Origin of the sequence: Mesorhizobium sp. Cs1299R1N3 (genome assembly GCF_037179625.1) — a bacterium.
Lineage (GTDB): Bacteria > Pseudomonadota > Alphaproteobacteria > Rhizobiales > Rhizobiaceae > Mesorhizobium > Mesorhizobium salmacidum.
Window position 1 is genome coordinate 225,755 of the sequence record NZ_JAPYKQ010000004.1, and the last position, 25,721, is coordinate 251,475.

21 protein-coding genes and 1 pseudogene are annotated in these 25,721 nt (G+C 63.1%); 6 read left to right on the forward strand and 16 right to left on the reverse strand.

From position 1 onward, the window contains the following. Window positions 1-12: 12 nt before the first annotated feature. The 9 genes from O7B34_RS12200 to O7B34_RS12240 all read right to left on the reverse strand — a co-directional run bounded on the left by O7B34_RS12200 (window position 13) and on the right by O7B34_RS12240 (window position 12,585). On the reverse strand, window positions 13-1,995 hold the full coding sequence (locus O7B34_RS12200; protein WP_337146296.1) for an ABC transporter permease: 1,983 nt from the start codon (window positions 1,993-1,995) through the stop codon (window positions 13-15). Then, window positions 1,992-3,062, reverse strand: coding sequence for a quaternary amine ABC transporter ATP-binding protein (locus tag O7B34_RS12205; RefSeq protein ID WP_337146297.1), 1,071 nt, complete (start codon window positions 3,060-3,062; stop codon window positions 1,992-1,994). The genes O7B34_RS12200 and O7B34_RS12205 overlap by 4 nt, the downstream gene beginning before the upstream one ends. Before the next feature lie 77 nt (window positions 3,063-3,139). Continuing rightward, the gene (locus tag O7B34_RS12210; RefSeq protein ID WP_337146298.1) at window positions 3,140-4,114 is read right to left on the reverse strand and encodes an ABC transporter substrate-binding protein; all 975 of its coding nucleotides are present in this window, start codon (window positions 4,112-4,114) and stop codon (window positions 3,140-3,142) included. Between the two features lie 435 nt (window positions 4,115-4,549). After that, window positions 4,550-5,314 (reverse strand): SDR family oxidoreductase, encoded by a 765-nt coding sequence (locus O7B34_RS12215; protein ID WP_337146299.1) that lies wholly within the window; start codon window positions 5,312-5,314, stop codon window positions 4,550-4,552. A gap of 58 nt (window positions 5,315-5,372) precedes the next feature. After that, entirely contained in the window at window positions 5,373-5,957 is a 585-nt protein-coding gene (locus O7B34_RS12220) for a hypothetical protein (protein ID WP_337146300.1), read from the reverse strand. Window positions 5,958-6,216: 259 nt separating this feature from the next. Next, entirely contained in the window at window positions 6,217-7,323 is a 1,107-nt protein-coding gene (locus tag O7B34_RS12225; RefSeq protein ID WP_337146301.1) for a mandelate racemase/muconate lactonizing enzyme family protein, read from the reverse strand. 35 nt (window positions 7,324-7,358) lie between these two features. Next, complete coding sequence (locus O7B34_RS12230) at window positions 7,359-8,051, reverse strand: GntR family transcriptional regulator (RefSeq protein ID WP_337146302.1); 693 nt, start codon at window positions 8,049-8,051, stop codon at window positions 7,359-7,361. Window positions 8,052-8,241: 190 nt separating this feature from the next. After that, a complete protein-coding gene (locus O7B34_RS12235) occupies window positions 8,242-9,393 on the reverse strand; it encodes an efflux RND transporter periplasmic adaptor subunit (RefSeq protein ID WP_337146303.1) in 1,152 nt (383 codons plus the stop codon). A gap of 15 nt (window positions 9,394-9,408) precedes the next feature. Beyond that, window positions 9,409-12,585, reverse strand: a complete 3,177-nt coding sequence (locus tag O7B34_RS12240) for an efflux RND transporter permease subunit (RefSeq protein ID WP_337146419.1) — start codon at window positions 12,583-12,585, stop codon at window positions 9,409-9,411. A gap of 508 nt (window positions 12,586-13,093) precedes the next feature. Here O7B34_RS12240 and O7B34_RS12245 point away from each other — a divergent pair. Further along, complete coding sequence (locus O7B34_RS12245; RefSeq protein ID WP_337146304.1) at window positions 13,094-13,684, forward strand: TetR/AcrR family transcriptional regulator; 591 nt, start codon at window positions 13,094-13,096, stop codon at window positions 13,682-13,684. A 315-nt stretch (window positions 13,685-13,999) separates the two neighbouring features. Here O7B34_RS12245 and O7B34_RS12250 read toward each other — a convergent pair whose 3' ends face one another. The 7 genes and pseudogenes from O7B34_RS12250 to O7B34_RS12280 form a co-directional block, all read right to left on the reverse strand. Further along, window positions 14,000-15,022 (reverse strand): LacI family DNA-binding transcriptional regulator, encoded by a 1,023-nt coding sequence (locus O7B34_RS12250; protein ID WP_337146305.1) that lies wholly within the window; start codon window positions 15,020-15,022, stop codon window positions 14,000-14,002. Between the two features lie 27 nt (window positions 15,023-15,049). Then, a complete protein-coding gene (locus O7B34_RS12255; RefSeq protein WP_337129943.1) occupies window positions 15,050-15,841 on the reverse strand; it encodes an ATP-binding cassette domain-containing protein in 792 nt (263 codons plus the stop codon). A 3-nt stretch (window positions 15,842-15,844) separates the two neighbouring features. After that, on the reverse strand, window positions 15,845-16,831 hold the full coding sequence (locus O7B34_RS12260) for an ABC transporter permease (RefSeq protein ID WP_337146306.1): 987 nt from the start codon (window positions 16,829-16,831) through the stop codon (window positions 15,845-15,847). 115 nt (window positions 16,832-16,946) lie between these two features. Beyond that, complete coding sequence (locus tag O7B34_RS12265; RefSeq protein ID WP_023794606.1) at window positions 16,947-17,882, reverse strand: substrate-binding domain-containing protein; 936 nt, start codon at window positions 17,880-17,882, stop codon at window positions 16,947-16,949. 292 nt (window positions 17,883-18,174) lie between these two features. Beyond that, a complete protein-coding gene (locus tag O7B34_RS12270; protein ID WP_337146307.1) occupies window positions 18,175-19,332 on the reverse strand; it encodes a fumarylacetoacetate hydrolase family protein in 1,158 nt (385 codons plus the stop codon). A 96-nt stretch (window positions 19,333-19,428) separates the two neighbouring features. Then, window positions 19,429-20,328, reverse strand: a complete 900-nt coding sequence (locus tag O7B34_RS12275) for an aldose 1-epimerase (RefSeq protein ID WP_337146308.1) — start codon at window positions 20,326-20,328, stop codon at window positions 19,429-19,431. Beyond that, window positions 20,315-20,675 (reverse strand): annotated as a pseudogene (locus O7B34_RS12280) (SDR family oxidoreductase); the annotation flags it as partial. The pseudogene O7B34_RS12280 and the gene O7B34_RS12275, both read right to left, overlap by 14 nt. Before the next feature lie 197 nt (window positions 20,676-20,872). Between O7B34_RS12280 and O7B34_RS12285 the strand changes: the two are divergent. The 5 genes from O7B34_RS12285 to O7B34_RS12305 all read left to right on the forward strand — a co-directional run bounded on the left by O7B34_RS12285 (window position 20,873) and on the right by O7B34_RS12305 (window position 25,533). Continuing rightward, window positions 20,873-21,760 (forward strand): ABC transporter permease, encoded by an 888-nt coding sequence (locus tag O7B34_RS12285; protein WP_337141511.1) that lies wholly within the window; start codon window positions 20,873-20,875, stop codon window positions 21,758-21,760. Next, window positions 21,757-22,578 (forward strand): ABC transporter permease, encoded by an 822-nt coding sequence (locus O7B34_RS12290; protein WP_337146309.1) that lies wholly within the window; start codon window positions 21,757-21,759, stop codon window positions 22,576-22,578. Before O7B34_RS12285 ends, O7B34_RS12290 begins: the two co-directional genes overlap by 4 nt. 27 nt (window positions 22,579-22,605) lie before the next feature. Then, window positions 22,606-23,676, forward strand: coding sequence for an ABC transporter substrate-binding protein (locus tag O7B34_RS12295; protein WP_337146310.1), 1,071 nt, complete (start codon window positions 22,606-22,608; stop codon window positions 23,674-23,676). A gap of 173 nt (window positions 23,677-23,849) precedes the next feature. Continuing rightward, entirely contained in the window at window positions 23,850-24,458 is a 609-nt protein-coding gene (locus tag O7B34_RS12300) for a cupin domain-containing protein (protein ID WP_337146311.1), read from the forward strand. Then, complete coding sequence (locus O7B34_RS12305) at window positions 24,448-25,533, forward strand: ABC transporter ATP-binding protein (RefSeq protein WP_337146312.1); 1,086 nt, start codon at window positions 24,448-24,450, stop codon at window positions 25,531-25,533. Before O7B34_RS12300 ends, O7B34_RS12305 begins: the two co-directional genes overlap by 11 nt. Window positions 25,534-25,721: the final 188 nt, after the last annotated feature.

The following is a 25,721-nucleotide window of genomic DNA, read 5'->3' on the forward strand; positions in this document are numbered from 1 at the left end:
GCATCTTCCCGACTATCCGAGCCTTGCCCGCGCCTTCGCCGTCCAGGCATTGAACAGCCGGTCGGCGACGATGCCGATGAAGGCGATGGCCAGGCCCGCGACGATGCCGCGGCCGGAATCGGCTTTCGACAATGCGATGAACACTTCCTGGCCGAGGTCGCGCGTGCCGACCATGGCGCAGATGATGATCATTGCTAGCGCCATCAGGATGGTCTGGTTGACGCCGAGCATGATCTCCGGCAGCGCCAGCGGCAGTTGCACCCGAAAGAAAGTCTGGCGCGGCGTGCAGCCCGAAACCTTCGCGGCCTCGATCAGCGCCGGCGGCACCTGCCGGATGCCGTGATTGGTGTAGCGGATTGCCGGCACCACGGCGAAGGCAACCGTGGCGATCATCGCGGTGACGTCGCCGACACGGAACAGCATCACCACCGGAATGATGAAGCAGAAGGACGGCAGCACCTGCAGCGTGTCGATGACGGGCGTGACGATCTTTTCGAAGCGGTCGCTGCGCGCTGCCATCAGCCCGATTGGAATGCCGATCAGGCAGGCGATGAAGGCCGAGATGCCGCAGAGATAGACCGTCGCCATGGTCTTTTCCCAAAGGCCTGTGATGGCGCAGAAGGCGGTGAGTGCCGCGACAAGTGCGGCCAGCCGCAAACCTGAGAGCTGGTAGCCGGCAAGGCCGAGCAGGAACACCGCGCCCAGCCACGGAAACCCTTCGCAGAAGGCGCGCACTGGATTGAGCACATTGAGGATCAGCGCCACCCGAAACGCTTCGATGACGTCGAAGAAGTTGATCGTCACCCAGTTCACAGCGGCTTTCCACAATGGCGCGGTGGTGAAGGTGATCGCCTTCGGCACGACCGCGAAGGCCGGCACGAACAGGCCGAGCAGCGTCGTGACGACAAGGATGGCGATGGCCAGCGTCAGATTGGGGTAGCGCCGCCAGAAACGCGGGCTCGCGGACGACCGGTGGACATTGCCTGTTGCCTGCTTGTGGGCGATGGCCTGGCTCAGCCGGTCGAGCGCGATGGCGAGCGCGACGATCGCGAGTCCGGCTTCCATCGCTTCGCCGACCTTGAGCGCGCGCAGGGCGAGCAACACGTCGTAGCCAAGCCCGCCGGCGCCGATCATCGAGGCGATGATCACCATGTTCAGCGCCAGCATGATAACCTGGTTGACGCCCACCATCAGCGTCGGCCGTGCCGAGGGCAACAGCACGCGCCACAATTTCTGCCGCGCCGTGCAGCCGGCCATTTCGCTGAAATCGTCGATCTCGGACGGCACCCGCGATAGGCCCAGCATCGTTGCCCGCACCATCGGCGGCGTGGCGAAGATGGCGGTGGCGATCATCGCCGAGACCGGGCTGTTGCCGAACAGCAGCAGCATCGGGATGAGATAGGCGAAGGTCGGGATGGTTTGCATCAGGTCGAGGGCAGGGGAGACGACGAACCGCTCCGCCCACGGCTTGCGCCACGCCCAGATCCCGGCGAATAGCCCGGTGACGATGCAGAACGGCACGGCGATCGAGATCAGCGCCAGGGTCAGCATGGCGCTGGTCCATTGGCCGAACAGCGCGATGTAGAGGAAACAGCCGCCAACCAGCAGGCCGAGTTTTCTGCCGCCGGCCGCATAGCCGGCAAGGAACGCCGCCGCGCAGACGCCAACCCAGGACAAACGCGGCAACACGAAAGCGTCGGCGCCATGGCCGAACTTGAAATTCTTGGCCAAGAGATTGAGCGCGAAGTCGAGCGGGACGCCGAGCACCGCGGTGACCGAGCGGGTCAGCCAGGACAGGTTCGACTTGATCCAGCCCATCAGCGCGCTGACCCAGTCGGCGACGGGGACGACCGCCTCGACCGGATAGTTGACGGCCCATGGCAGTCTGTCCTGAAGCAGGAACACCGCCAGCACGGCGGCAAGCGCGAGCACCCAGATCACCAGCCACCGCTGAATTGGTGGCCTTGTCTGGCTGGCGCTTGCCGTCACCGTCATGCGCCGGCTCGCTCGATGCCGGCCAGCAGATCGATCACCGCTTGCGGCGTCACTTCGCCGATCGGCGTGCCGGTGCCGTTGATCACCGCGAACGGTTTTCCGGCGGCAACGATGCTGGCGGAAAAACTCGCAATCTTGGCCTCCGGCGCCACCGTGCCGCCATGCTCGGCGCCATCGCAGTCACGCATCAGGCTGCGTGCCGAGATTACCTTGGCGCGGTCGACGTCGCGGGTGAACTCGGCGACATAGTCTGTCGCCGGATTGACCACCAGTTCTTCCGGCGTGCCGATCTGGATCACCTCGCCGTCTTTCATGATGGCGATGCGGTCGGCGAGCCTGATCGCCTCGTCGAAATCATGGGTGATGAACACAATGGTCTTGTGCAGCATGGTCTGCAGCCGCATCAACTCATCCTGCATTTCGCGGCGGATGAGCGGATCCAACGCAGAGAACGGCTCGTCGAGAAACCATATCTCGGGCTTGGTTGCGAGGCTGCGGGCGATGCCGACGCGCTGCTGCTGGCCGCCCGACAATTCGCGCGGGTAGAAATGTTCGCGCCCGCGCAGGCCGACGAGTTCGATGACTTCGCGGGCGCGCGCCTCGCGTGTCGAACGATCCTGCCCCTGGATGCTGAGCGGGAAGGCGATGTTGTCGAGCACGTTGAGATGCGGCAGCAGGGCAAAGTTCTGGAACACCATGCCCATGCGATGACGCCTGAGTTCGATCAGCGCTGCATCGGAAATCTTGAGCAGGTCCTTGCCTTCGAACTCGACCTTGCCATGCGTCGGTTCGACCAGCCGCGACATGCAGCGCACCAGCGTCGATTTGCCGGAGCCCGAAAGCCCCATGATGATGAAGATCTCGCCCTGCCGGATCTCCAGATCGACGGCGCGAACCGCACCCACCAGCCCGGCCGCCGAGACGTCCGCCATGCTGGCCTTGCCGTCGCGCTCGCGGATGAAATCGGCGGCGTTCGAGCCGAACAGTTTCCAGACATTACGGCAGGCAAGTTTTATCGGGCGGGGATTCTTTTCCGCATTCGATGCCTGTTCAATCGCTTCCGTCATTCAGTGGTCCTTCTGGAGCATCAGGAATTGAGACCCGGCTACTCAACAGCCGGGTCTCCCTTTTCCAGTCGGAGCGATCACTGCGCCCAGGCTTTCCAGTCTGCCTCGTGGGCGGCGATCCAGGCGGCGGCGACGTCTTCCGGCGTCTTGCCGTTGAGGTCGATCTCGCCGCTCATCTTGTTCAACTCGTCGGTATCGACCGTGTAGGCCTTGGCCACCTTGTAAGCGACCGGCCATTTGTCCTTCATGCCGTTCCAGGAGTATTTCCAGATCTCGCCATGCGGCTTGCCGCAGTCGTATTTGGCGTCCGGGTTCACGCCCCATTTCGGGTCGTTGTAGCATTCGGGCGTGTATTCCGGGAATTGCACCCATTCGCCCTTGTATTTCGCGGGCGCCCAATGCGGCGAATAAATCCACAGCATGATCGGCGCCTTGCGCTGATAGGCGGAGTCCAGTTCGGCGAACATCGCCGCATCGGTGCCGGCATGGATGACCGTGAAGGGCAGTTTCAGTGCCGCGACGCGTTCGTCGTCAAAACCTTCCCAGGTCACCGGGCCGCCGAGGTAGCGCCCCTTCGGCGCCGTCTCGGCGGTCGAGAACGATGCCGCGCAGTTGGCGTCGAGCAGCGCGTGCCAATCCGGCAAGGTCGGACATTTCTCCTTCATGTATTCGGGAAACCACCACTCTTCCTTGGCCTTGGGTCCGAGCTTGCCCAGCCTTTCGGTCTGCCCCGTGGCGTCGGAAGCCTTCATGGCTTCGCCGGCGGTGGTGTCCCAGAACTCCAGGCCGACATCGATATCGCCATTGGTGAGGCCGGTTGTCAGGCTGGAGAGATAGTCGGCGGTCGGGTATTCGACGGTATAGCCGAGCTTTTCCAGGATGCCGCCGAGGATCTTGGCGTTGAGGTTGACGCTGGTCCAGTCGAACAAGGCAATCTTGATCGGGTCGTTGGATTCCGGTGCCGCTGCCTGCGCTGTTGGCGTCAGCACACTTGCCGCGGCAAGTGCAAAAGCTCCCATTGAGAATTTCGAAATCACACTGCGAATTGGCATTGCTTGGTTCTCCTTCAAGCTGTGACGATTGTTGGTCGTTCCCTTTTTGCGTCTTTCTTGATTGTGTTGGAAAGGCCGGCTGTTGCGCAAGGCCGTTATCGCCGGCGCAGGCGCGGCGATGCTCGATTTCGGTGATGACGGACGCTGCCGAGGCGGGCAGTCTCATGGCCGATCGATCGTCGCGACGGCGATCCGCGGATCAATTGCCAGTCCTGCGGCGCCCTGCAAGGTGCGAGCCATCAAGGTCCCATGATCCCGAGCATTTCCGGCGGAATTGCTCTCGGCCATAGCCCTGGCAAGCCCCGTCTCGCCAGCGCTGTTTCATAGGATGAAATTATATATACCAACGTTCATGCCGCGCAACGACTAACGCCACGCTTGCGCCGGAATTTCAGACCGCAGGCGAAGCCGGCGGGACATGGCTCGCATGTCCCGTTACCAGCAGACGTAGCCGCCATCGACGATGAGGTCGAGGCCGGTGACGAAGCTCGACGCCCGGCTGGCCAGGAACACCGTCGGCCCGACCATTTCCTCGGGCGCCGCCATGCGTCCCATTGGCGTGTCGCGTTTGAAGATCTTTACCTGTTCGGCCACCTCCGGCCGTTTGTTCATCGGCGTCAGCGTGTAGCCCGGGCTGACGACGTTGACGCGCAGCCCACGATCGGCCCACTCCATGGCGAGGCTCTTCGACATATGAATGACGGCGGCCTTCGAGGAATTGTAGTGCGCCTGCGTCAGCCCGCGATTGATGATGGTGCCCGACATCGAGGCGATGTTGATGATCGAGCCCTTGCCCCGCGCCAGCATCTTGCGCGCTTCGGCCTGGCAGGACAGGAACACACCGGCGACGTTGACTTCGTGCACTTTCCGCCACTTTTCCAGCGGCAGTGTCTCCGCTGGTTCCGAGCCGGCAATGCCGGCATTGTTGACAGCGACCGTCAACGCACCGAGTTCGGCTTCCACGCGATCGATAGCCGCCGCGAGATCGCTATCCGAGGTCACGGTGCCGGTCAGCACCAGCGCCCGGCGGCCGAGTGCGGTGATCCGGTGAGCGGTTTCGTCCAGCCCGCCCTTCGACGTATGGCCGAAACAAGCGACATCGGCGCCTGCCTCGGCCAGCCCGATCGCGATTGCCTGGCCAATGCCGCTGCCGGCACCAGTGACCAGCGCGACATCGCCCTCCAGTTTGAAAAGATCCATTGCTTTGCCTCCCTTGTCGAGGGAGGTTATGCGCATTGCGGTCCTTTGATCAATCTCATCAGAAGTCGCAAGCATTTGGGCGCCGGTCACTGGACCAGGCCTTGAGCGGCACGGGCTTGAACTTGCCCTTGATCGGCTTGCCCTCTTCAAGGTCCTTGGAGACGATGCCTACGCCTGTGAGATAGTTGATGTCGCAGCCGCCGAGCGTCGTCTTGACGCCATCCGACGTCTGTTGGTTCCAGTCCCAACTGCGGCTGTAGCCACCGACCAGGAATTGGCCCCGGCGATAGACGATCGTCATGGTTTCTTCTGTCGACTTGCTGGCGCCGCATCCGAAGCAGGACGTTATCGCCAGGGATCCCTTGCCCTTGATTTCAAGGTCGAGGACCCGATCTTCCGTCAGTCCTTTCCTGACGAAATCGGGGCGACGCGAGGAATCGAGCTTCTGCTCGCCGGTTGCCAGGTAAATATAGAGATCGGCCGGCGCACCAAGCTCCTGCATCACCCTCGCCCGATCCATCTTGCCGTCCTGGTCGATATCAAGCTTGAGCTCGAACGCTGGCGGACTTTCGGCAAACGCCGGTGCGGGCAGCGCGATGAGGCCAACGAGCCAGCCAAGGGCCGCGTGATGAAATGCCGTCATGAGCAGTCGTCCGCCGTGAGTGTTCAGCCTAACACCGACCGGGACGGAGGAAAATACGAAACCCAGGCAGACCTCGAGTGCAACCGGCTACGTGACGGCTTCAGAAATATCCGTGCGAGGGCGGGTGCGGTCGTTGATCGCCGGTCCGGAAGGCAGGCAATGTCGAAGGAGTGTCGGCCGGCCGGCCGTTGGGCGAGAACATCATTGATGATGACGGTCGCCCCCGGCCTCGGCGGCATGGCCTTGATGCCGCGGATCTTCACCGACCGACCTCGAAGAACGGCTTGCCGAGCAGGTCGGGAACGACGTCGATGCCAAGGCCAGGCCCGGCGGGAATGCCCATGCGGCTGCCGGTGACCGGCGGCGCGTTCGACGCGGTGCGAACCGTCACCCATTCATGAAAGGCAATCGCGTGCAGCCGGCGCTCCTCCGGCGTCGACAGCGACAGATGCGCCATGGCGGATGTGTCGATCTCGGCGCCGCCGGTATCCTCGACCGTGATCATGAAGCCGAGGTCGACGGCGACGTCCCGGATCAGCCGGGTCTTGGTGACGCCGCCGAGCCGCGAGATCTTCAGCGTCAGTCCGTCGGCCGCGCCGAGGCGATGGATTTCCAGCATCGCCTCGAGCGAAGTGACGGATTCGTCGAGCACCATCGGCTTGTCGAGCATGCGGCGCACCGACATGTTCTCGTCGATGGTCGTGCAGGGCTGCTCGAACGTATAGTCGATTGCCCGCGTCGCATCGGCGAACTGCCGCGCTTGGTAAGGTGTCCAACCGGCATTGGCGTCGCAGAAAATGACAGTGCCTTTCGGCACCGAGGCGGCGACCGCGGTGACGCGTTCGATGTCGTCATGGACATTGCCGCCGACCTTGACCTGCAGCCGGCGGAAGCCGTCCTCGACGATGCGCCCGGCAAGTGCGGCCATTTGATCGACCGTACCATGGGTGACGACCTTGTAGAGTTCCGCCGTGTCGCTTTCCTTGCCGCCGAGCAGCGTCACAAGCGGCATGCCGGCGGCGCGCGCCGCCAGATCCCAGCAGGCCATGTCGAGCGCTGATTTGATGTAGGTATGGCCCTTGAACACGGTGTCCATCAGCCGGCCGATGCTGGCCAGCCCGCACGGGTCCTGGCCGATAAGATGCGGTGCGATCTCCGGCACGCCGGCCCTTGTGCCGGCGGGGAAGGCGGCCGAGTAGAAATTGCCGAGCGGTGCCATCTCACCCCATCCGGCGATGCCGCTGTCGGAGGTGATGGAGACGATCACGGCGTCGAAGCAGTCGGCCACGCGTCCCTTGGACATGCGATAGGGGCCGTCTACGAAGGGCTGCACGACGTGAAAGGCTTTGATGGTTTCGATCTGCACGTGGGGTATCCATTATCCGCGATGAGGGAAGGGGGTCAGGCGCCTTTCGACGGGCGCCTTTCGAGGCCGCGCGCATAGGCAAGAAGCTCTTCGAAATCGAGGTCGATATGCTCGCGGGCATGGCGCTGGGCGGCACGCATGTCGTCGCCCTTGAGCAGCGCCACATAGGTTTCATGGATATCTTCGGCCGGCACGGCTTCCTTTCGCGCCTGCTGGTGCAGGGCGAAGTACATCTGCAAACGGCTGGTCAGCCTTTGCCAGGTTTCCAGGAGCACCGAATTGTCGGCCCATTCATGGATCAGACCATGCAGTTGCAGCGCGGTTTCGATCTGCCTTGTGGTGTCGCGGTCGCGGGTCGCCTGTTTCACCGCCTCATGCCGCCGGTCAAGCTCTTCGAAGAAACGCTGGTCGCGCTGCTTCCACGTCCGTTCGATGGCGAACTCGTCCAGCACCTTGTTGAGCGAATAGGCGTCGTCGATGTCCTTGGCGGTGACATTGATGACGAAGGTGCCGGCATAGGGGATGCTGGTCAGGATGCCTTCCTGCACCAGCTCGCGCATCGCCTCGCGCAGCGGCGCACGGCTGACCCGCATCTGTTCGGAAATCCTGAGTTCGTTGAGCTTCTGGCCGGGCTCAAGCTGACCAGTCAGGATCGCGCGCCGCAGCAGTGCCACGATTTCGGCGCGGCGCGTCGTGTCGGCAATCGGGCTGAACTCCGTCTTCACCATCCGGTCCACTCCAGCGGGAACAGAAGGCAAGACAATCAGATTGTCGACAATCTAACAAGAGTTCGTGGTCCGATTTTTCGGTTTGCGGCGTCGCCGACGTCGCCGCCTTGGTCGGTCTGCTCATGAAAACGGCGCCCGCGACCCTGGGAAAGGTCGAGGGCGCCGCGCGGAAACCGGGCCTGCGGGGGAGTCAGGTAGCCGGTTTCTGTGGGAGGGGCGAAATCGGCATTCCGGGGCCGATCTTCTGCAGGTTGCCTGTGATCACCTGGTCGCCTTCGGCGACGCCGCTGAGGATGGCGACCATATCGCCGCTGGTCGGCCCGAGCGAAACCAGCCGCTGGTCGACCGTATTGCCCTTGCCGACGACGTAGAGATATTTGCCGAGCTGGCTTGATCCCAGCGCGACCTGCGGCACCAGCAGCGCATCGGGCTGTTGTTTGACGTGCAGCCGCACGCGAACATACTGGCCAGGCAAGAGCGTGAACTTGGCGTTGCCGATGGTGGCGCGGGCGGTGATCGTGCCGGTCGAGTGATCGATCGTGTTGTCGATAAAGGTGAGCTCGCCCTTCTGGTGGGCTTCGGTCTCACCCGGAAGCAGGACCTCGACCTCGATCGGGCCGGCAGCGCGCGCTTCCTCGATTTGCGCCAGATCCGTCTCGCTCGGATTGAAGGTGACGTAGATCGGATCGAGCTGCACCAGCGTGTTGAGCACGGTGCCGGCAACGCTGACCAGCGTTCCCACGGAAGCCTGGTTGCGGCCCAGGCGTCCGGGGAACGGCGCGTGGATTTCAGCATAGCTCAGATTGAGCTCGGCCGTGCGCACGGCAGCCTGGTTGAGCGCCAGCGAAGCCTGCGCCCCGCGCAAGGTGCTGGTGCGCTGGTCGAAGCTGTCCTTGTCCAGGTAACCGCTCTTGGCGAGCTCGGTACCGCGGCCGAGATTGGAACGCGCATAATCGAGCGTCGCCGTATCGCGCTGCACCTGTGCCTTCGCCTGGTCGAGCGCGGCCTGAAAATCGTCAGGCGAGATCTTGTAGAGCAAGTCGCCCTGCCGCACGTCGGCGCCGTCTTGCGCCGTCTGTTCCTGCAGGTAGCCGGGGACGCGCGCCTGCAGCGTGATGCTGCGGATCGACTCGGTCCGGGCGGCATAGTCGAGGTAGATCGGAATCGTCTTCTTGACCACGCTCGCCACCGGCACCGGCATGACGAAGGCTGCTGGAGCCGGCGCGGCCCCGGCCGTGCCGGCATTCAGACTGATATTGCCCATGTCCAGCAGGTGGACGCTGGCAACCGAGATCGCACCCAGCGCGACAGCCGTTCCCAACGCGATTTTCCATTTACGCATAATCATTCTCCAATCTTATTCGGCCGCTTCCGCCAGGGGAGGGAAGGCGGGTTTGGCCGTTGGTTCAGTGTGTTGAGAGGCGGGCTCGTCGCCGCCGCGCCGTTCGCGCAGCTGTTCGATGACCGCGTAGAAGACCGGCACGAACACCAGCGACAGGATGGTCGCCGCGACCATGCCGCCGAACACGGTGGTGCCGATCGACTGACGGCTTGCGGCACCCGCGCCGGTGGCGATCATCAGCGGCACCACGCCGAGGATGAAAGCAAACGCGGTCATCAGGATCGGCCGCAGTCTCAGCCGAGCGGCCTCCATCGATGCCTCGATGATGGTGAGGCCTTCCTCGCGCCGCCGTCTTGCGAATTCGACGATCAGGATGGCGTTCTTGGCCGCCAGACCGATCAGCATGACGAAACCGATCTGCGAATAGACGTCGATCTGCATGCCGCGCGCCCAAAGTGCGGCGAACGCGCCGAACAGGGCGAGCGGCACCGCCAGCAGCACCATGAACGGCATCGCCCAACTTTCGTACTGCGCCGCCAGGATCAGGAAGACGAAGACGATGGCGAGGGCAAACACAACCGACGCGATCGATCCCGCCTTGAGCTCCTGGAAGGTGATGCCGGTCCATTCGAAACCGAAATCCCTGGGCAGCGCGGTGGCCGCGGCCCGCTCCATGGCGGCGACCGCCTGGCCCGACGAATAGCCGGGCGCGGCGCCGCCATTGATGGTGGCCGAGGCGTTGTTGTTGTAATGCGGCACGGTTTCCGGGCCGACGAACGGCACCAGTTTGCCCAGCGTGCTGAGCGGCACCATGCCGCCGGAAGCATTGCGCACATAGAGCCGTGAAATATCTGCGGCACCCGCACGTGAATCCTTGTCGGCCTGGATGGTCACCCGGAAGGTGCGACCGAACAGGTTGAAGTCGTTCACGTAGAGCGAGCCGAGATAGATCTGCAGCGTGTTGAAGACGTCCGGCAGGTTGAGGCCGAGCAGCTTCGCCTTGGCGCGGTCGAGATCGTAGTTGAACTGCGGCGTCGAGGTCGAGAACGGCGAGAACAGCTGTTGCGGATTGATTTCCGGCTGCTTGCGCGCCTCGGCGATCACCGCTTGCGTGGCGTCGTTGAGGGCCGTGCTGCCGCGGCCGGTGAGGTCCTCGACGACGAATTCGAAGCCGCCCGTGGTGCCGATGCCGGGGATGGAGGGCGGATCGAAGGAGAGCGCGAACGCCTCCGGGATCTGCATCAGCTTGCCGCGCACGTCGGCGACGAGCTTCGAGGCACTCTGGTCGGGGCCACGCTCTTCCCATGGCTTGAGGATGGCGAACTCGACCGCCGAGTTCGACTGCGCCGCGCTGGTCAGGAAGTTCAGGCCGCTGATCGAGCCGACGATGTCGACGCCGGGCGTCGCCTGCAGGATGTCGCGCGCCTTTTGTGCCACCGCATCGGTGCGCTCCAGAGAAGCCCCGTCGGGCAGTTGGATGACGACGAAGAAATAGCCCTGGTCCTCGACCGGAAGGAAGGTCGAGGGCAGCTTCTGCCAGACGAAATAGGTGGCGACCAGACCGGCCGCGAACAAGCCGAGCATGATCCAGCGCAGGCGGATCAGGAAGCGCACGCCATGGGCGTAGGCATGCGACAGTTTGTCGAAACCCGTATTGAACCAGCGGAACAGAACAAACTGCGTCTCGCCGCGATGCCGTAGGAAGGCAGCGCTGAGCGCGGGACTGAGCGTCAGCGAGTTGAAGGCGGAGATGCCGACGGAGATCGCCACCGTCAGCGCGAACTGGTTGTAGAGTTTTCCGGAGACGCCGGGAATGAAGGCAACCGGCACGAACACGGCCATCAGCACGGCGGTTGTCGCGATGATCGGACCCGTGACCTCGGCCATGGCGGCTTTTGTCGCCGCCAGTGGTTTCAGTCCGGCCTCGAGCTGTCGTTCGACATTCTCGACCACGACGATGGCGTCGTCGACGACGAGGCCGATCGCCAGCACCATGCCGAGCAGCGAGAGCATGTTGAGCGAGAAACCCATCATCTCCATGATGACGAGTGTCGCCACCAGCGACACCGGAATGGCGATGGTCGGAATGATCGTCGTGCGCCAGCTCTGCAGGAAGATGAACACCACCGCCACGACGAGCACCAGGGCTTCGCCAAGCGTGATCAGCACGTCATGCATCGAGGCCGAGACGAAGCGCGTCGTATCGTAGTGCATCGCATAGTCGACGCCCTTGGGGAAACGGGCCGACAGTTCCTGCATCTTGTCCTTGACGCGCTGCTGTAGATCGAGCGCGTTGGAGCCGGGCATCTGATAGACGGCGAGCACCACGGTCGGGTCCTTGCCGAAGAAGGCCGAGGACGAATATTGCAAGGCGCCAAGCTCGATACGGGCGACGTCGCGCAGCCGCACCAGCGAACCCGTATCCGTGTTGGCACGCACGACGATGTCGCCGAATTCCTTGGGGTCGCTCAACCGGCCGACGGCGTTGACCTGCATCTCGAAGGCGGTGCCGGCGGGCGCCGGCGACTGGCCGATCTTGCCGGCCGCCACCTGGACGTTTTGTTCGGCGATGGCGCTCTGGACGTCGACGGCGGTGATGCCGAGATTGGCGAGCTTGTCCGGGTCGAGCCAGACGCGCATCGAATAGCGCCGTTCGCCGAAGATCTGCACGTCGCCGACACCCGGCAGCCGCTTCAACGGATCCACCACCTGCAGATAGGCAAGGTTGGAGAGCGCCACCGGGTCGACGGAATGGTCGGGCGAGGTCAGGTTGACGATCAGGACGAAGTTCGGGTTCTGCTTCTTGATCGTCACGCCGCCCTGGTTGACGATCGCCGGCAGCGACGAGGCCGCCTGGGAGACGCGGTTCTGCACGTCGACGGCGGCAGTGCTCAGGGAATAGCCGACATCGAAGGTGATGGTGACGGTCGACGAGCCGTCATTGGAGCTCGTCGACGACATGTAGGTCATGCCTTGTACGCCGTTGATCTGCTGCTCCAGCGGCGTCGTCACCGTGTCTGCCACCACTTGCGCGCTGGCGCCCGGATAGTGGGCGCTGACCACGACCTGAGGCGGTGTGATGTCGGGAAACTGCGAAACGGGCAGCAGGAAATAACAAATCGTCCCGGCGAGCACCATGATAATGGCGATGGCCGAGGCGAAGATCGGACGATGGATGAAGAAGTTTACCACGACACACACGCCTCTCCGGCCGCTCTTGCCCGCCCGAAGGCGCTGGCGACCCTGGACAATTGGCCGTGCCCGTTACGGGACCCTTCCCGTGAACGCAGCAACGGCACCTCGCGACGCTGCCCATCGGCGAGCGAGCGCAACATGTTCTCGAATGCGCGGGGGTCGACCCCATCTGCTTTCATGACCAGCCGGATCATCGGATCCCGGACGGCCTCATCTATGGTAAGATCGCGGCGCTGTGGCATTGGCCGGCTCCTTGTCTGTCGATTCGCAGCCTATGCTCGCGAACCGTTTTTCATCTCTTCACCGGCCGAAGCCGCATGATTGGCAGTCTTTTCGTCCATCTCGATCTGGCCCGATCCCAATCTGGCAGGACCAGTTCACGACCTTGTTATTGACGACGGACTACATAGGTGTTACCAGTAAGTAACATTCTGGAAGTTACAGACCGGTAACACCCTAGTCAAGAGGTGGCCGAGGGTTTTTTGGAAACGATAAGGAGTTCATGATGACAGACGGCGTCGTGGAGCGCTCTCGTCCCCGGGATCGGATCCTGGAGACGGCGCGTGACATGTTCCACAAGCACGGCATCAAGGGCGTCGGCGTCGACGCTATCACCGAGGCTGCCGGCACGAACAAGATGACGCTCTATCGTCACTTCGAATCCAAGGACGAACTGATCGTCGAATGCCTGCGCGCCAATGCGTTGAAAGCCGGCGCGATGTGGGAAACGTTCGAGGGCGAGCATCCGGGCGACAAACTCGCCCAGCTTCATGCCTGGGTTCGCAAGGCCGCCGCCATGCTCAACACCGACGGCCGCGGCTGCGATATGGCCAACGCCGCCGCCGAACTGACCGAACCCGATCACCCGGCAAGGCGCGTGATCAAGGAACTCAAGGAAGCCCAGCGCGAACGCCTGGTTGGGCTCTGCCGGGATGCCGGCATCGGTCAGGCCGAACTTCTCGCCGATACGCTGTCGCTGCTGTTTGAAGGCGCGCGCGTCAGCGTGCAGACCGTCGGTGCCGAGGGCCCGAGCACGCAGTTCGTGCGTATGGCCGAAGGGCTGATCATTTCCTTCAGGGGCACCGCGGCAGGCTGACGTCTGCCGGACTGCCAACGATCTGTGCGATTCCGTGACCGGACGGACCGGACCGCGCGCTTTTGGCGCGGCGGCGTCGTAATTGCTGCGGATCAGAACGAAAAAAGCCCGCTGCCGGGAGGAGGTGGCAGCGGGCTCGATTTCGAATGTGGTGCGGGAGGAGGTGCACCCCATTCAGCGTCGGCATCGCATCTGGGAGGAGTAGATGGCCGACAACCAGAAACTACGAGTTGCCCAATGATTCGGCAACAATGAATTGTGCATAGCTGCTGTGCAGATTCGCCGTGGCGCCGCGTGAATTCGAGAAATGCGACCTCACTGCACCGGCACGTTTTCCCTGAAAATCAGTCGCGGCTCGATGAATTTGCGCGTGAGATAGGGCGCCGACGATGCGATCGAGCCGAGCAGTTGGATCACCGACTGCTCCGCGATCAGCCTGGCGTTCTGGTCGATGACGACGTCGGCGAGGTCGTCCACGAGATAGCCGCGTGTCTCCCTTGTCAGGTCGTGGCAGATGAACACCGGCTTGCGGTTGGGCCTGGCTTCCCGGATCGCCTTGGCAATGCCGGAGCGCCCGGCACCGACACAATAGATGCCGAGCAGTTCCGGCTCGTTGCGCAACGCCTTCATGGTTTCGGCATAGCTGGCACCGGGCTCGTCGTTGATCTCGACGGCGCTGCTGACGGTGAGATTGGGAAACTCCTCGCCAAGCACCGAGCGGAAGCCCATCTCGCGCTCTTCATGGCCGCGATAGGAGCGCGAGCCGACGACCATCGCCAGCTGCCCCTCGCGGCCGCCCAGCAAGCGTCCCATCAAAAGTGCCGCCGTCCGTCCGGCCACGCGGTTGTCGATCCCGACATAGGCCGAGCGGGGTGTGGCCGGAATATCGGACACCAGCGTCACCAGGCGGATGCCGGCCTCGACGATGTCGCGCAGGATGTTGCGTGTCCTGGGATGATCGACCGCGATGACACCGACGCCGTTGGCCCGCAGCGACAGTTTTTCGACCGCTGCCTGCAGGGCATTGGGCGAGATGCCGGCAAGATTGTGGATCCGGCAGGACGCCACCAGCGGCAGGCGCGAGGCGTAGTCCTCGATATGCTTTGCCAGGTCCTGCATGAAGGCGTTGCTGCCGATCGGCAGGAAGAATTCGAGGTTTGCGGGTTTCGAGGGAAGCGTCACCTGGCCGGCGGCCGGCAGATAGCCGAGCTGCTTGGCGGCCTCCATGACGCGTTGCCGGTTGGCGGCACTCGCCCCGGGCCGATTGTTGAGCACCCTGTCGACCGTTGCGGTTGACAGCCCGCAGTTCCTGGCGATGTCGGAGACGGTGGCCTTCATGCCGCGACCCTGTGCGTCGATGCCTCCTCAGTGCCCCGGCTTGCCGTCGGCGAGGGCGTCGCGGATGTCCTTGTCCGACATGCCGGTGATGATGCGTTCGACCTCCGTCACGGTTGTCGTCTTCGGATCGATGTCGTCGGCGACCACCTTGCCCCTGCGCATGACGACGATGCGGTCGACCACCTGGAAGACATGGTGGATGTTGTGCGCGATGAAGATGCAGGAGTGGCCGGAATCGCGGGCGTTGCGCACGAAGCTCAGCACGCCTTGCGTCTCGGCGACGCCGAGATTGTTGGTCGGCTCGTCGAGAATGATCAGGTCGCTGTCGAAATGCATGGCGCGCGCGATCGCGACCGCCTGGCGCTCGCCGCCGGAGAGCGAGCCGATCGGCGTCGTCGGTGGGATGTTCTTGGAGATGCCGACCTGTTTGAGCAGGTCGCGGGCGACCGTGTTCATGGCCTCCTGGTCCATGCGGTTGAGGAAGCGCGGCGGCTTGATCGGTTCACGACCCAGGAACAGGTTGCGCGCGATCGACAATTGCGTGACCAGGGCGGAGTCCTGGTAGATGGTCTCGATGCCCTGGGCGATGGCGTCGCTGGTGCTGCGCAAGGTGACCTTCTTGCCGCGGATGAAGATATCGCCGCTGGTCAGCGGCACCGCGCCGGAGAGAACCTTGATCAGCGTCGATTTGCCGGCCCCATTGTCGCCCAGCAGGCCGACGATCTCACGCTCGTTGACATGGAAATTGGCGTCCACCAGCGCTTGCACGCGGCCATAGGACTTGCGGATGTTCTGCATGCGGATCAGTGGCTCGGCCATGGTTCAAGTCCCCGCCTGATGCCGGCGTTCCAGCCATGAATGCAACGCCATCATGCCAAGGATGATCGCGCCGATGAAGATGTTGTAGGCAAGGCCGGGCACGCCGATCAGCACGATGCCGTTGCGCATCACGCGCAGGATCAGGATGCCGAGCACGGTGCCGATGATGGTGCCGCGCCCGCCGGTCAGCGCCGTGCCGCCGATCACCACCATGGCGATCACCTCGAGCTCATAGCCGGTGCCGCTGTTGGGGTTGGCGGCGGATGTGCGCAGCGAGGAGATGACGCCGGCAAGCGAGGCCATGAGCGACGACAGGACGAACAGACCGATCTTGACACCGTTGACATTGACGCCGCGGGCGCGCGCCGCGTTGGGATTGCCGCCCGCCGCCTGGATCCAGTTGCCGGTCCGGCTTTGCGTCAAGACATAGCCGAGCGCGATCGCCGCGGCGATGAACCAGAACAGCGACATGTAGATGCGGAACGGCCCGATGAAGAAGTCGCCGACCAGCGCCTCCGCCAGCCAGCTGCCCTCGGCGCTCCAGGTGCGCTGCGGAAACCCGTCGGTGATGAAAAGCGCGCTGCCGCGCACCACCAGGAGCATACCGAGCGTCACCAGGAAGGACGGGATCTTGAGCTGCGTGACGAACCAGCCATTGACCAGCCCAATCAAGGCGGCAACCACCAGCGCGACGACGAAGCCCATCTCCAGCGAGGTGACGCCGGCATTGAACAGCGTCCACATCAGCACCGGCGAGAAGCCGAACAGCGACCCGACGGAAAGGTCGAATTCGCCCGACGTCATCAGCAGCGTCATCGCCAGCGCGATCAGGCCGAGTTCGACCGTGAAGGCCAGTGTGTTGGAGATGTTCTGCGGTGACAGGAAGTCGTGGTTGAAACCCCAGAAAACGGCGATCTCGACGATGAGCAGAACGAAGGGTCCGAATTCCGGCCGCGCGATCAGGCGTTGAGTGAGCGAATGATTTTCCACTGGGAACCCGCGACATGGTTGGAACGGGCCGCGACCACCACCGCATCGGGTGGAGATGCCGCGGCCATGAAGGTATCTGGCGCCGCACGAGATGCGCGGCGCCAGCGATCGCGGATTATTTTCCGGACAGGATCTTGTCGTAGACCGCCGCGGTGTCCTTCTCGTAGAGCGCGCCGGTGATGACGTTGAAGCCCGGAGGAATGCCGCTGGCCGCCATGTTGGCGAGCGACAGCGCCACATAGCTGGTCGCCTGCGGATCCTGCCACTGGCCGGCATTGACATAGCCGTTCAGCACTTCCTGGGTGGTGTCGAGCGAGTTGCCCCAGCCGACGACCGGGATTTCGCCCGGCTTGACACCGACCTGGTCGAACACGCGCTTGATCGAACCGGTGACGAGGTCGCCCAGGCCGATGATGGCTTTGACCTTGCCCTTATGGGCGGTGAGGTAGTCGACCATGCGGTTGATCACCTCGGCCTGGTCGAGCGTCGCCTCGGTCACTTCATAGGTGATGCCGAGCGGTCCGAAGACGCTCTTGATGCCTTCTTCTTCCTGGACGCCGTAGGTGGCGCCGGGGATCTCGACCGGCATCCAGACGAAGTCGCCCTTTTTCACCAGGCCCTTGTCGACCAGGTACTGCGCCCAATGCTTGCCGAAGGTGACGTTGTCGCCACCGACATAGGCGTTGAAATTGGCCTTGGGATCGGGCGTGTTGAAGTTGATGATCGGGACGTTGGCCGCGCGCGCTTCCTTGACGATCTCGACCAGGCTGCCCGGATCGGGGCTGGTGGTGACGATGCCGTCGGCCTTGGCCGAGAGGGCGGCGCGCACCGCTTCCTGCTGCGAGGCGACGTCTCCATTGTGGAACGAGGTGTTGACGGTGTTGCCGGTGTCCTTGGCCCATTGCTTGGCGCCGGCGAGGAAGTAGGTCCAGACCGGGTCGGCCGGCCCGCCATGTGAAATCCAGTAGAACGTCTTGGCCTGCGCGGCTGCCGGAATGACCGTCAGCGCGATCAGCAGGCCGTAGAGCACAAGTCTTAATCTCGTCAGCATTTGATTTCCTCCCGGTTGAAGATGATCCGTCCCTTGTTCCGGCTTCAGCCGGATTGCGTCTTTTGCCAGCGCCGCTCGGATGCCTAAGAGCATTCCCTTTTTCGACGGATGGCAAGCCTCCATCTGCAGATGTAGTCGGCGCCTGACGGGGCGCCATCAACGACCCCATCAGATCGCATCAGTTGGGATGATTTTTTCCAGGCAGCCGAATGATCGTCGCCGAGGCTCAGCCGGGCGGACTGTCCTGGCCAGTTTGGGCGGTCACTTGGGGCGAAAGCCCCCGAAGAGCCGGTTAGAGCAGGCCGGCCTTGGCGAGATCCCGCATCAAATGGCTGGCGCCGTAGGTCCAGTGCGGGCAATCGGGCGACAGCCGCACGCGGTTGACCAGCGCGCCGAATTTTTCCGACGAGATGGTGACGATGTCGCCGACCTTGTGCGTGAACCCCTTGCCCTTTTCGCCGCGATCCTTCGACGGCACGAACATCGTGCCGAGATAGAGCGCCAGCCCGTCCGGATACTGGTGGTGCGGCCCCATGGCCGCCGCAACCAGCTCCTCCGGCGAACGGCTGATCTCGGCCATCGAGCTTGCGCCCTCCAGCGAAAATCCGTCTTCGCCCTCGACCTTCAGGCGCACGACGGCCTGCTTCACATCGGCGATGGAGAACGTGTCGTCGAACAGCCGGATGAAAGGGCCAAGCGAGGCCGAGGCGTTGTTGTCCTTGGCCTTGCCGAGCAGCAGCGCCGAGCGCCCTTCGACGTCGCGCAGATTGACGTCGTTGCCGATGGTAGCGCCGACGATCCTGCCGCTTGACGTGGCGATCATGGCGATCTCCGGCTCCGGATTGTTCCAGGTCGACACCGGGTGGAGGCCGACATCGGCGCCGAAGCCGACCGAGGCCATGGGCTGGCACTTGGTGAAGATCTCGGCATCCGGGCCGATGCCCACTTCCAGATATTGCGACCAGGCGCCGCGCGAAATCAGCTTGGCCTTGATCTCCATCGCCTCGGGCGAACCGGGCTTGAGCTTCGACAGGTCATGACCGATCAGACCGGCAATGTCGGCGCGGATAGCGTCGGCCTTTTCCGCCGAGCCGCGCGCCTGTTCCTCGATCACCCGCTCGAGCAGGCTGATGACGAAAGTGACACCGGATGCCTTAATCGCCTGCAGGTCGACCGGAGACAGCAGAAAGGGTTCTGCCGGATCGCGCGTGGCTTCGAAACTGTTGGCCGCGATATCGTCGAGTGAACCGATCGGCGTGCCCTTGGCCGAGCGCACATGGCCGGCCGGATCGGCCAATTCGCAGACGTCGCGCACGGTGGGCGCCGCGCTCGACGTGATGTCGAAAACCGTGCCGTCGCGCACCGTGACCACCATGGGATGCGATGCGGGCAGTAATCGAGCGCGGCCGAGAAAGACACCGTCACCAGGAATGTTAATCGTGTTCGTCATCGTTCTCTCGTTGTTGGGCGGGACAAATCGGATTGTGAAATTCCGGCGGCCTCTCTTCAAGTCAAATCGCACCGAAGGCCACACGCTTTGCCGGCATCAAAGCTCATGCCAGCGCAGTCGCATCCGCGAGGTCATCGATTCCCTCGGCTCGAGTGTCCTCAGGCCGCCGATGTGATGAGCATCCACTGTATGCGAGACAGGTTCGAAACAGAAAAAACCGGCGTCTCGTGCCGGCGAATAGAGAATGAAGACGCCGAGCGGCGGCGATGCCTCGATCGAGACGACGATGGCATCATCGGGTTGGACGATCGAGGCGCGTCCATCCCATCCCTCAAACGCATTGTTTACCCAGGTATCGGGAAGCGGCGCACGTCTCGAGAAATCCCAATCGAGGTGGTCGGTGAGTGGCACCATCCTGGTCGGCAGGTGGCGTTCATCCTCAAGCCAGACGCTCTTGGCCGATGCCTGGAGCGACGTGTGCGCCTTGCGCGGAAACCATGGATGGAAGCCAAGCCCATAAGGCAGCCGGATCTCGGCCCGGTTCTCAATGGTCAAAGTAGCGCTCAACGCGCCGTTCTCCAGTCCATAGAGCACGCTCGCATAGTAGCGATAGGGTCCGATCGACCCATCGCCCAGAACAAACTCAGCCTCGGTCCCCGTCCGCCGCGTCAGACGCCAAGGCTTTTGAAAAGCGTCGCCATGAAGCGGGAACGGCTCGCCTTCGACATTGGGTTCTATCGCATGGAAACGCTTGTCGAACTCGAAGCCGCCGCCGGAAATCCGGTTCGACCATGGCGCCAGCAACTGGGAGCCGAATTTCAGCAATCCTTCCGACGGCTTTATCACCGGTGTGACCACGCCGTCGGAGCGAAGCGCGTCGTAGCGCAGGATTGCCGCGCCCTGGCGAGGGCTGACAACCACCCTGGCGCGTTCGTCGGCAAGTTCGATCGTGTCGATGTTCGTCATCGACGGGATAACACGACTACCAGCCGCCATCGACGTGGATATCCTGACCACTGATCATGTCCGCGGCAGGCGAAACAAGAAACAGCACAAGATCGGCGACGTGATGCGGCTCGATGCGGCGCTTCAGGCTCTGGTTGGCCATGATCCAATCACTGTATTCCTTGAGCCGCTCGCCGAACACGCGCCCCTCTGCTTCGGAAACGACTGCGCCCGGCGACACTGCATTTACGGTGATACCATGCGGCCCCAGTTCCCGTGCCAGCAATTTCGTGAGGCCCAGCATCGCGCCCTTCGATGCGACATAAGGCACGTAGCCGGCCATTGAGTGTGATCGAGCAGAGGTTCACGATTTTACCATGTGGCTTCGCCTTCATGCCGTTTCCACCTTCACCCGTGCGCCCATCCCGTCCACGCCTTCCGACGGGGGTGGCCGCGACCATCAAGTGGTATCGACGCTGGACGCGTTCGAAGGCTGGGTTGATGGGGCGCCGATCAGGCGAGGTCGTGATTCAGCTTGACAGTTTCATGAATATGAAAAAGGCTAAGGCGATTTCATAATCTTACAGGCAGGTCGATGTCGACCCTTGCAGCAAATCAGCCGTTGCCGGAATTCCGCTCTTCGCCGGTGTTCCGCTTCACCATGTTGCTGCCCGGCGCATTGGTCACTTTCCTGCTGATCCTGTTCGCCCTTGGCCTCGTGCTTTTCCTTGCCTTACGCGGCAATGACGGCTCATTGCTCGGCGCCGGTTTCAGCCTGTCGAATTTCATCACCGTGGCCTCGGACCCTCTCTACTGGACGGTGACGTTGCGCTCGCTGGTCATCGCCGGCCTGGTGACGATGGCGACGGTCGTCACCGCCTATCCCGTCGCCTACTACCTGGCCTTCCATGCCGGCCGCAGGCGCGGCCTGCTGCTGTTCCTGGTGACGCTGCCGTTCTGGACCAGCTATCTCCTGCGTGTCTTCGCCTGGAAGATCGTGCTGGCCTATAATGGCGTGCTGAATTCGGCGCTGATTGAAAGTGGCATCTGGTCCGAGCCGACACTGGCATTCCTCAACACGCCGGCCGCTGTTGTCGTCACGCTCGCCCACGCCTACGCGCCTTTCGCCATACTGCCGATCTATGTGGCGCTGGATACCATTCCGAAATCGCTGCTCGAAGCCGCTTCCGACCTTGGCGCCAGGCCATTCACATCGTTCCGCCGCGTCGTCCTGCCCAATTCGATGCCGGGTGTCCTGGCGGCCGCCCTCGTCGTCTTCGTGCCGACCGTCGGCGACTATGTCACGCCGGCCATGGTCGGCGGCCCGGCCAGTACCATGATCGGCTCGCTGATCCAGTCGCAGTTCGGCAAGGCCAATGACTGGCCGTTCGGCGCCGCACTTTCGGTCTGCGTCATGCTGGTCATCCTGCTCGTGGTGTTGGTCGCGCGTGGCGCCGACCGCCGGTTTGGCAGCCGCACATGAAAGCAGGGCACGCCAACATGAAACGGGATGGCCGCTGGCTCGGCCTGTATGTGGTTGCCTATCTGGTCTTCCTCTATCTGCCGGTCCTGCTGATCCCGCTGTTTTCCTTCAACGATTCCATCCAGGCCGCGTTTCCCCTGCAAGGCTTCACGCTGCAATGGTATGCCACGCTCTACGGCAATCCGGCCCTGTCGGGTGCACTCGTCAACAGTCTCGTCATCGGCGCCATTGCTGCCTCGGGCGCCACGCTGTGCGGCATCACCGTGTCCTATATGGATCTCTATGGCAGCTCGCCGCTGGCCGCCACGATCAGCGCCATCGCGCGGCTGCCGATCCTCATTCCCGGGGTCATCGTCGGCATATCGTTGCTGATCCTGGTCAATCTCGTCGGCCTCGGACCATCGCGTGTCGCCATCGTGCTCGGCCATATCCTGGTCGCGTTGCCGACCACCGTGGTCATCATGCGCAGCCGTTTCGCCGCCATCCCCAGGACGGTTCGCGAGGCGGCGCTCGACCTCGGCGCCTCCGACTGGACGACGTTCCGGCGCGTCATGCTGCCGCTCAGCCTGCCTGCCGTGCTGTCGGCCTTCATGCTCGCCTTCCTGATCTCCTTCGACGAGTTCATCGTCGTCTTCTTCCTCGCCGGCACGGAGCCGACCCTGCCGCTCTATATCTGGAGCCAGCTGCGCTTTCCCCGCTCGCTGCCGACCGTCATGGCACTCGGAACAGTGATCCTGGCCGTGTCCTTCATCATCGCCGGAACCGCCGAAATCCTGCGCCATCGCGGGCTCGGCGCAGTTCGCCGCAATCCAGCCTGAACCACAACAACGAGAGAGGAGAACAAAATGATAGTCCACCTGAAATCGATATCGGGACACAAGGCCCGGGCCGGCCTCGCAGCACTTGCGCTAGCACTGTCTTCGACCGTGGCGCTCGCCGCCGAGAAGCTGCAGTACTTCACCTGGTCGGGCTACGAGCTGCCCGATTTCAACAAGAGCTTCCTTGCCGCGCACCCCGATGGCGTCGAGGCTTCGATCTTCGGCGACGACGACGATGCCTTCACCAAGGTCAAGGCCGGCTTCCGGCCCGATATCGCGCACCCCTGCTACGACAAGGTGGCGCGCTGGAACAAGGAAGGCCTGCTGCAGCCGATCGACACCAAGCGCATCAAGAACTGGGACTCGATCTTCCCGGTGTTCAAGAACCTGCCCGACCTGCAGGCCGGCGACGGCAAGGTCTGGATGGTGCCATGGGACTGGGGCAACACCTCGATCCTCTACCGCACCGATCTGGTGAAGAACCCCGAGGCGAGCTGGAACCTTCTGTGGGACAAGCAATATGCCGGCCGTATGGCGACCATCGATGCGGTGCACGACACGCCGATCGTCGCCGCACTTCTGGCCGGCGTAAACCCCTTCGATATGACGGCGGAGCAGATGGATAAGGTCGCAGCAAAATTGCGCGAACAGCGCCCGCTGCTGTCGAGCTACACGACCGACATGACCTCGGTCGAGCAGGCGCTTGCAAGCGGCCAGCTGGTCGCTGCCATGACCTGGAATGCCTCGGCCACCTCGCTCAAGAAGCAGGGTGTGCCGGTCGAGTTCATGAAGCCGAAGGAGGGCATGCTGACCTGGGCCTGCGGCTTCGTCATGCTGAAGGACGCCAAGAACGTCGATCTCGCCTATGACTTCATCAACAGCCGGCTGGACGCCGATTCCGGCAAATTCCTGATCGAGTCCTACGGCTATGGCAGCTCGCTCTCGACCGCCTTCGCCGGCGTGCCGAAGGACGAATTGGAAAAGTTGCAACTGCCGTCCGACCCGGAAGTGATGTTGAAGAGCACGATCTTCACCGGGCCGATGAAACAGAACGACGATGTCGCCAAGATGTTCGAGAAGGTGAAGGCGGGCGGTTAAGCGCGGTCTTTCCTTCTCCCTTGTGGGAGAAGGTGTCGCCGAAGGCGACGGATGAGGGGTGTTCCAGCTTGGCACCGACGGTGTTCCGTCACGCACCCCTCAACCGTCTCGGCGCTGCGCGCCGATCCACCTTCTCCCACAAGGGGAGAAGGGAAAAACAACGAGGATCGACGATGGACATACTGGACGAACCCCCATCAAAGCCGAAGGACGATGCCGACGTTCGCGTCGGCCGCCGCGTGCGGGCGTTGCGACTCGAGCGCCGCTTGTCATTGGCAGAACTGGCGGCAAAAACCGGCATATCGATCGGTGCGCTCAGCCAGATCGAACGCGGCATGTCCTCGCTGCGCGTCAAGGTGATCTGGCCGCTTGCCGCCGCCCTCGACATCGAGCCGTCTGCGCTGATCGCCGACGGCGGCGATGCCGTCAATGATCTCTATTGCGTGCGGGCCGACAAGCGGCGTTCGATCCCCGTGAAGTCGGAAGGCATCGCCAAGGCGCTGCTGTCTCCGCCCGGCGCCACGCTGACCGGCATGCTGGTGACGGTGGAAGCCGGCGGCGGCACGGCGGAAGCCTATGCGCATGCCGGCCATGAATTCGGCTGTGTACTCGCGGGCGAGGTCGAACTGGTGGTGGATTCGACGAAATATTTGCTGAAGGCCGGCGACAGTTTTGCTTTCAAGAGCACGCTTCTGCATGCCTTCCGCAACCCCGGTGGCGAGCAATGCCGGATCCTTTGGGTCAACACGACCAAGCCCTCCGAGGTTCGCGATGGCGCCTGATCCAATTGTGCGGCTGCAGGCGGTGTCGAAGGTGTTTCCGGGTGGCATAGTCGGGCTCGATGCCGTCGATCTCGACATCGTCGGCGGCGAATTCCTGACCCTTCTGGGCCCGTCCGGCTGCGGCAAGACCACCAGCTTGCGCGTCATCGCCGGCTTCGAAAGCCCTTCGAGCGGCAGAGTATTGCTCGATGGCCGCGACATCACCGCGCTGCGGCCGTTCGACCGGCCGGTCAACACCGTGTTCCAGGACTATGCGCTGTTTCCTCATATGAATGTCGCCGAAAATGTCGGCTTCGGCCTGTCGCTGCGCAAGCTGGCCGGCGGCGAACAGGCAAGACGCGTCGCCGAGGCTCTCGACATGGTCGGCCTTGCCGACAAGCTGCGCGCCCGCGTCTCCGAATTGTCGGGCGGCCAGCGCCAGCGCGTCGCGCTTGCGCGTGCCATCGTCTGCGAGCCGCGCGTGCTCTTGCTCGACGAGCCGCTGTCGGCGCTGGATGCGCATCTGCGCGAACAGATGCAGGTCGAATTGAAGCGGCTGCAGTCGCGGCTCGGCACCACATTCGTCATGGTCACGCATGACCAGACCGAAGCGCTGTCGATCTCCGACCGCATCGTCGTCATGAACAAAGGCCGCATCGAGCAGACCGCACCGCCGGCGACGCTTTACGACCGCCCCGCCACCAAGTTTGTGGCAAGTTTCATCGGCACCATGAACCTGTTGCAGTCGCGCTTTGTCGGCAGCGATGGCGATCGCCTGCGTTTCACCGCCGGCGCCTTGCCGCTGGATGCTGTCCCCGACACCGCCGATCAGCCTCGCGAGGGCGAGATGCGCACCATAGGTGTGCGCCCGGAGGATTTGCTGGCGGCCGCCGAGGCCACGCCCGGTACGGCGCCGGCACGGGTCAACAGCATCGTCTTCCATGGCCGTACGTTGCGCCTGCACGCCGAACTGGGGCAAGGCATGCCCGTTGTCATCGACGCGCCGCGCCAGGCCGAGGGCTTTCAATTCAGCGCCGGCGACGTGGCGCATATCAGCCTTCGCCGTGGCGCCAACTGCCCTATGTTGCCTGGGTAGTTGTGGGTCGCCGCTATGGGGCTGGTTCCATGCTATGTGGTCAACAAAAGAACATTGGAATTAAGTAGGAATTGACTCGTCCAGGAATGAATTCCTATTTTGGCGGATGCCCGAACCCAGCAGCCGGCCGCGCCGAAATGTGCAAACCCTTTGCTTGGCCCACGAAGTCGGGCAGCTAATTCGTGTCC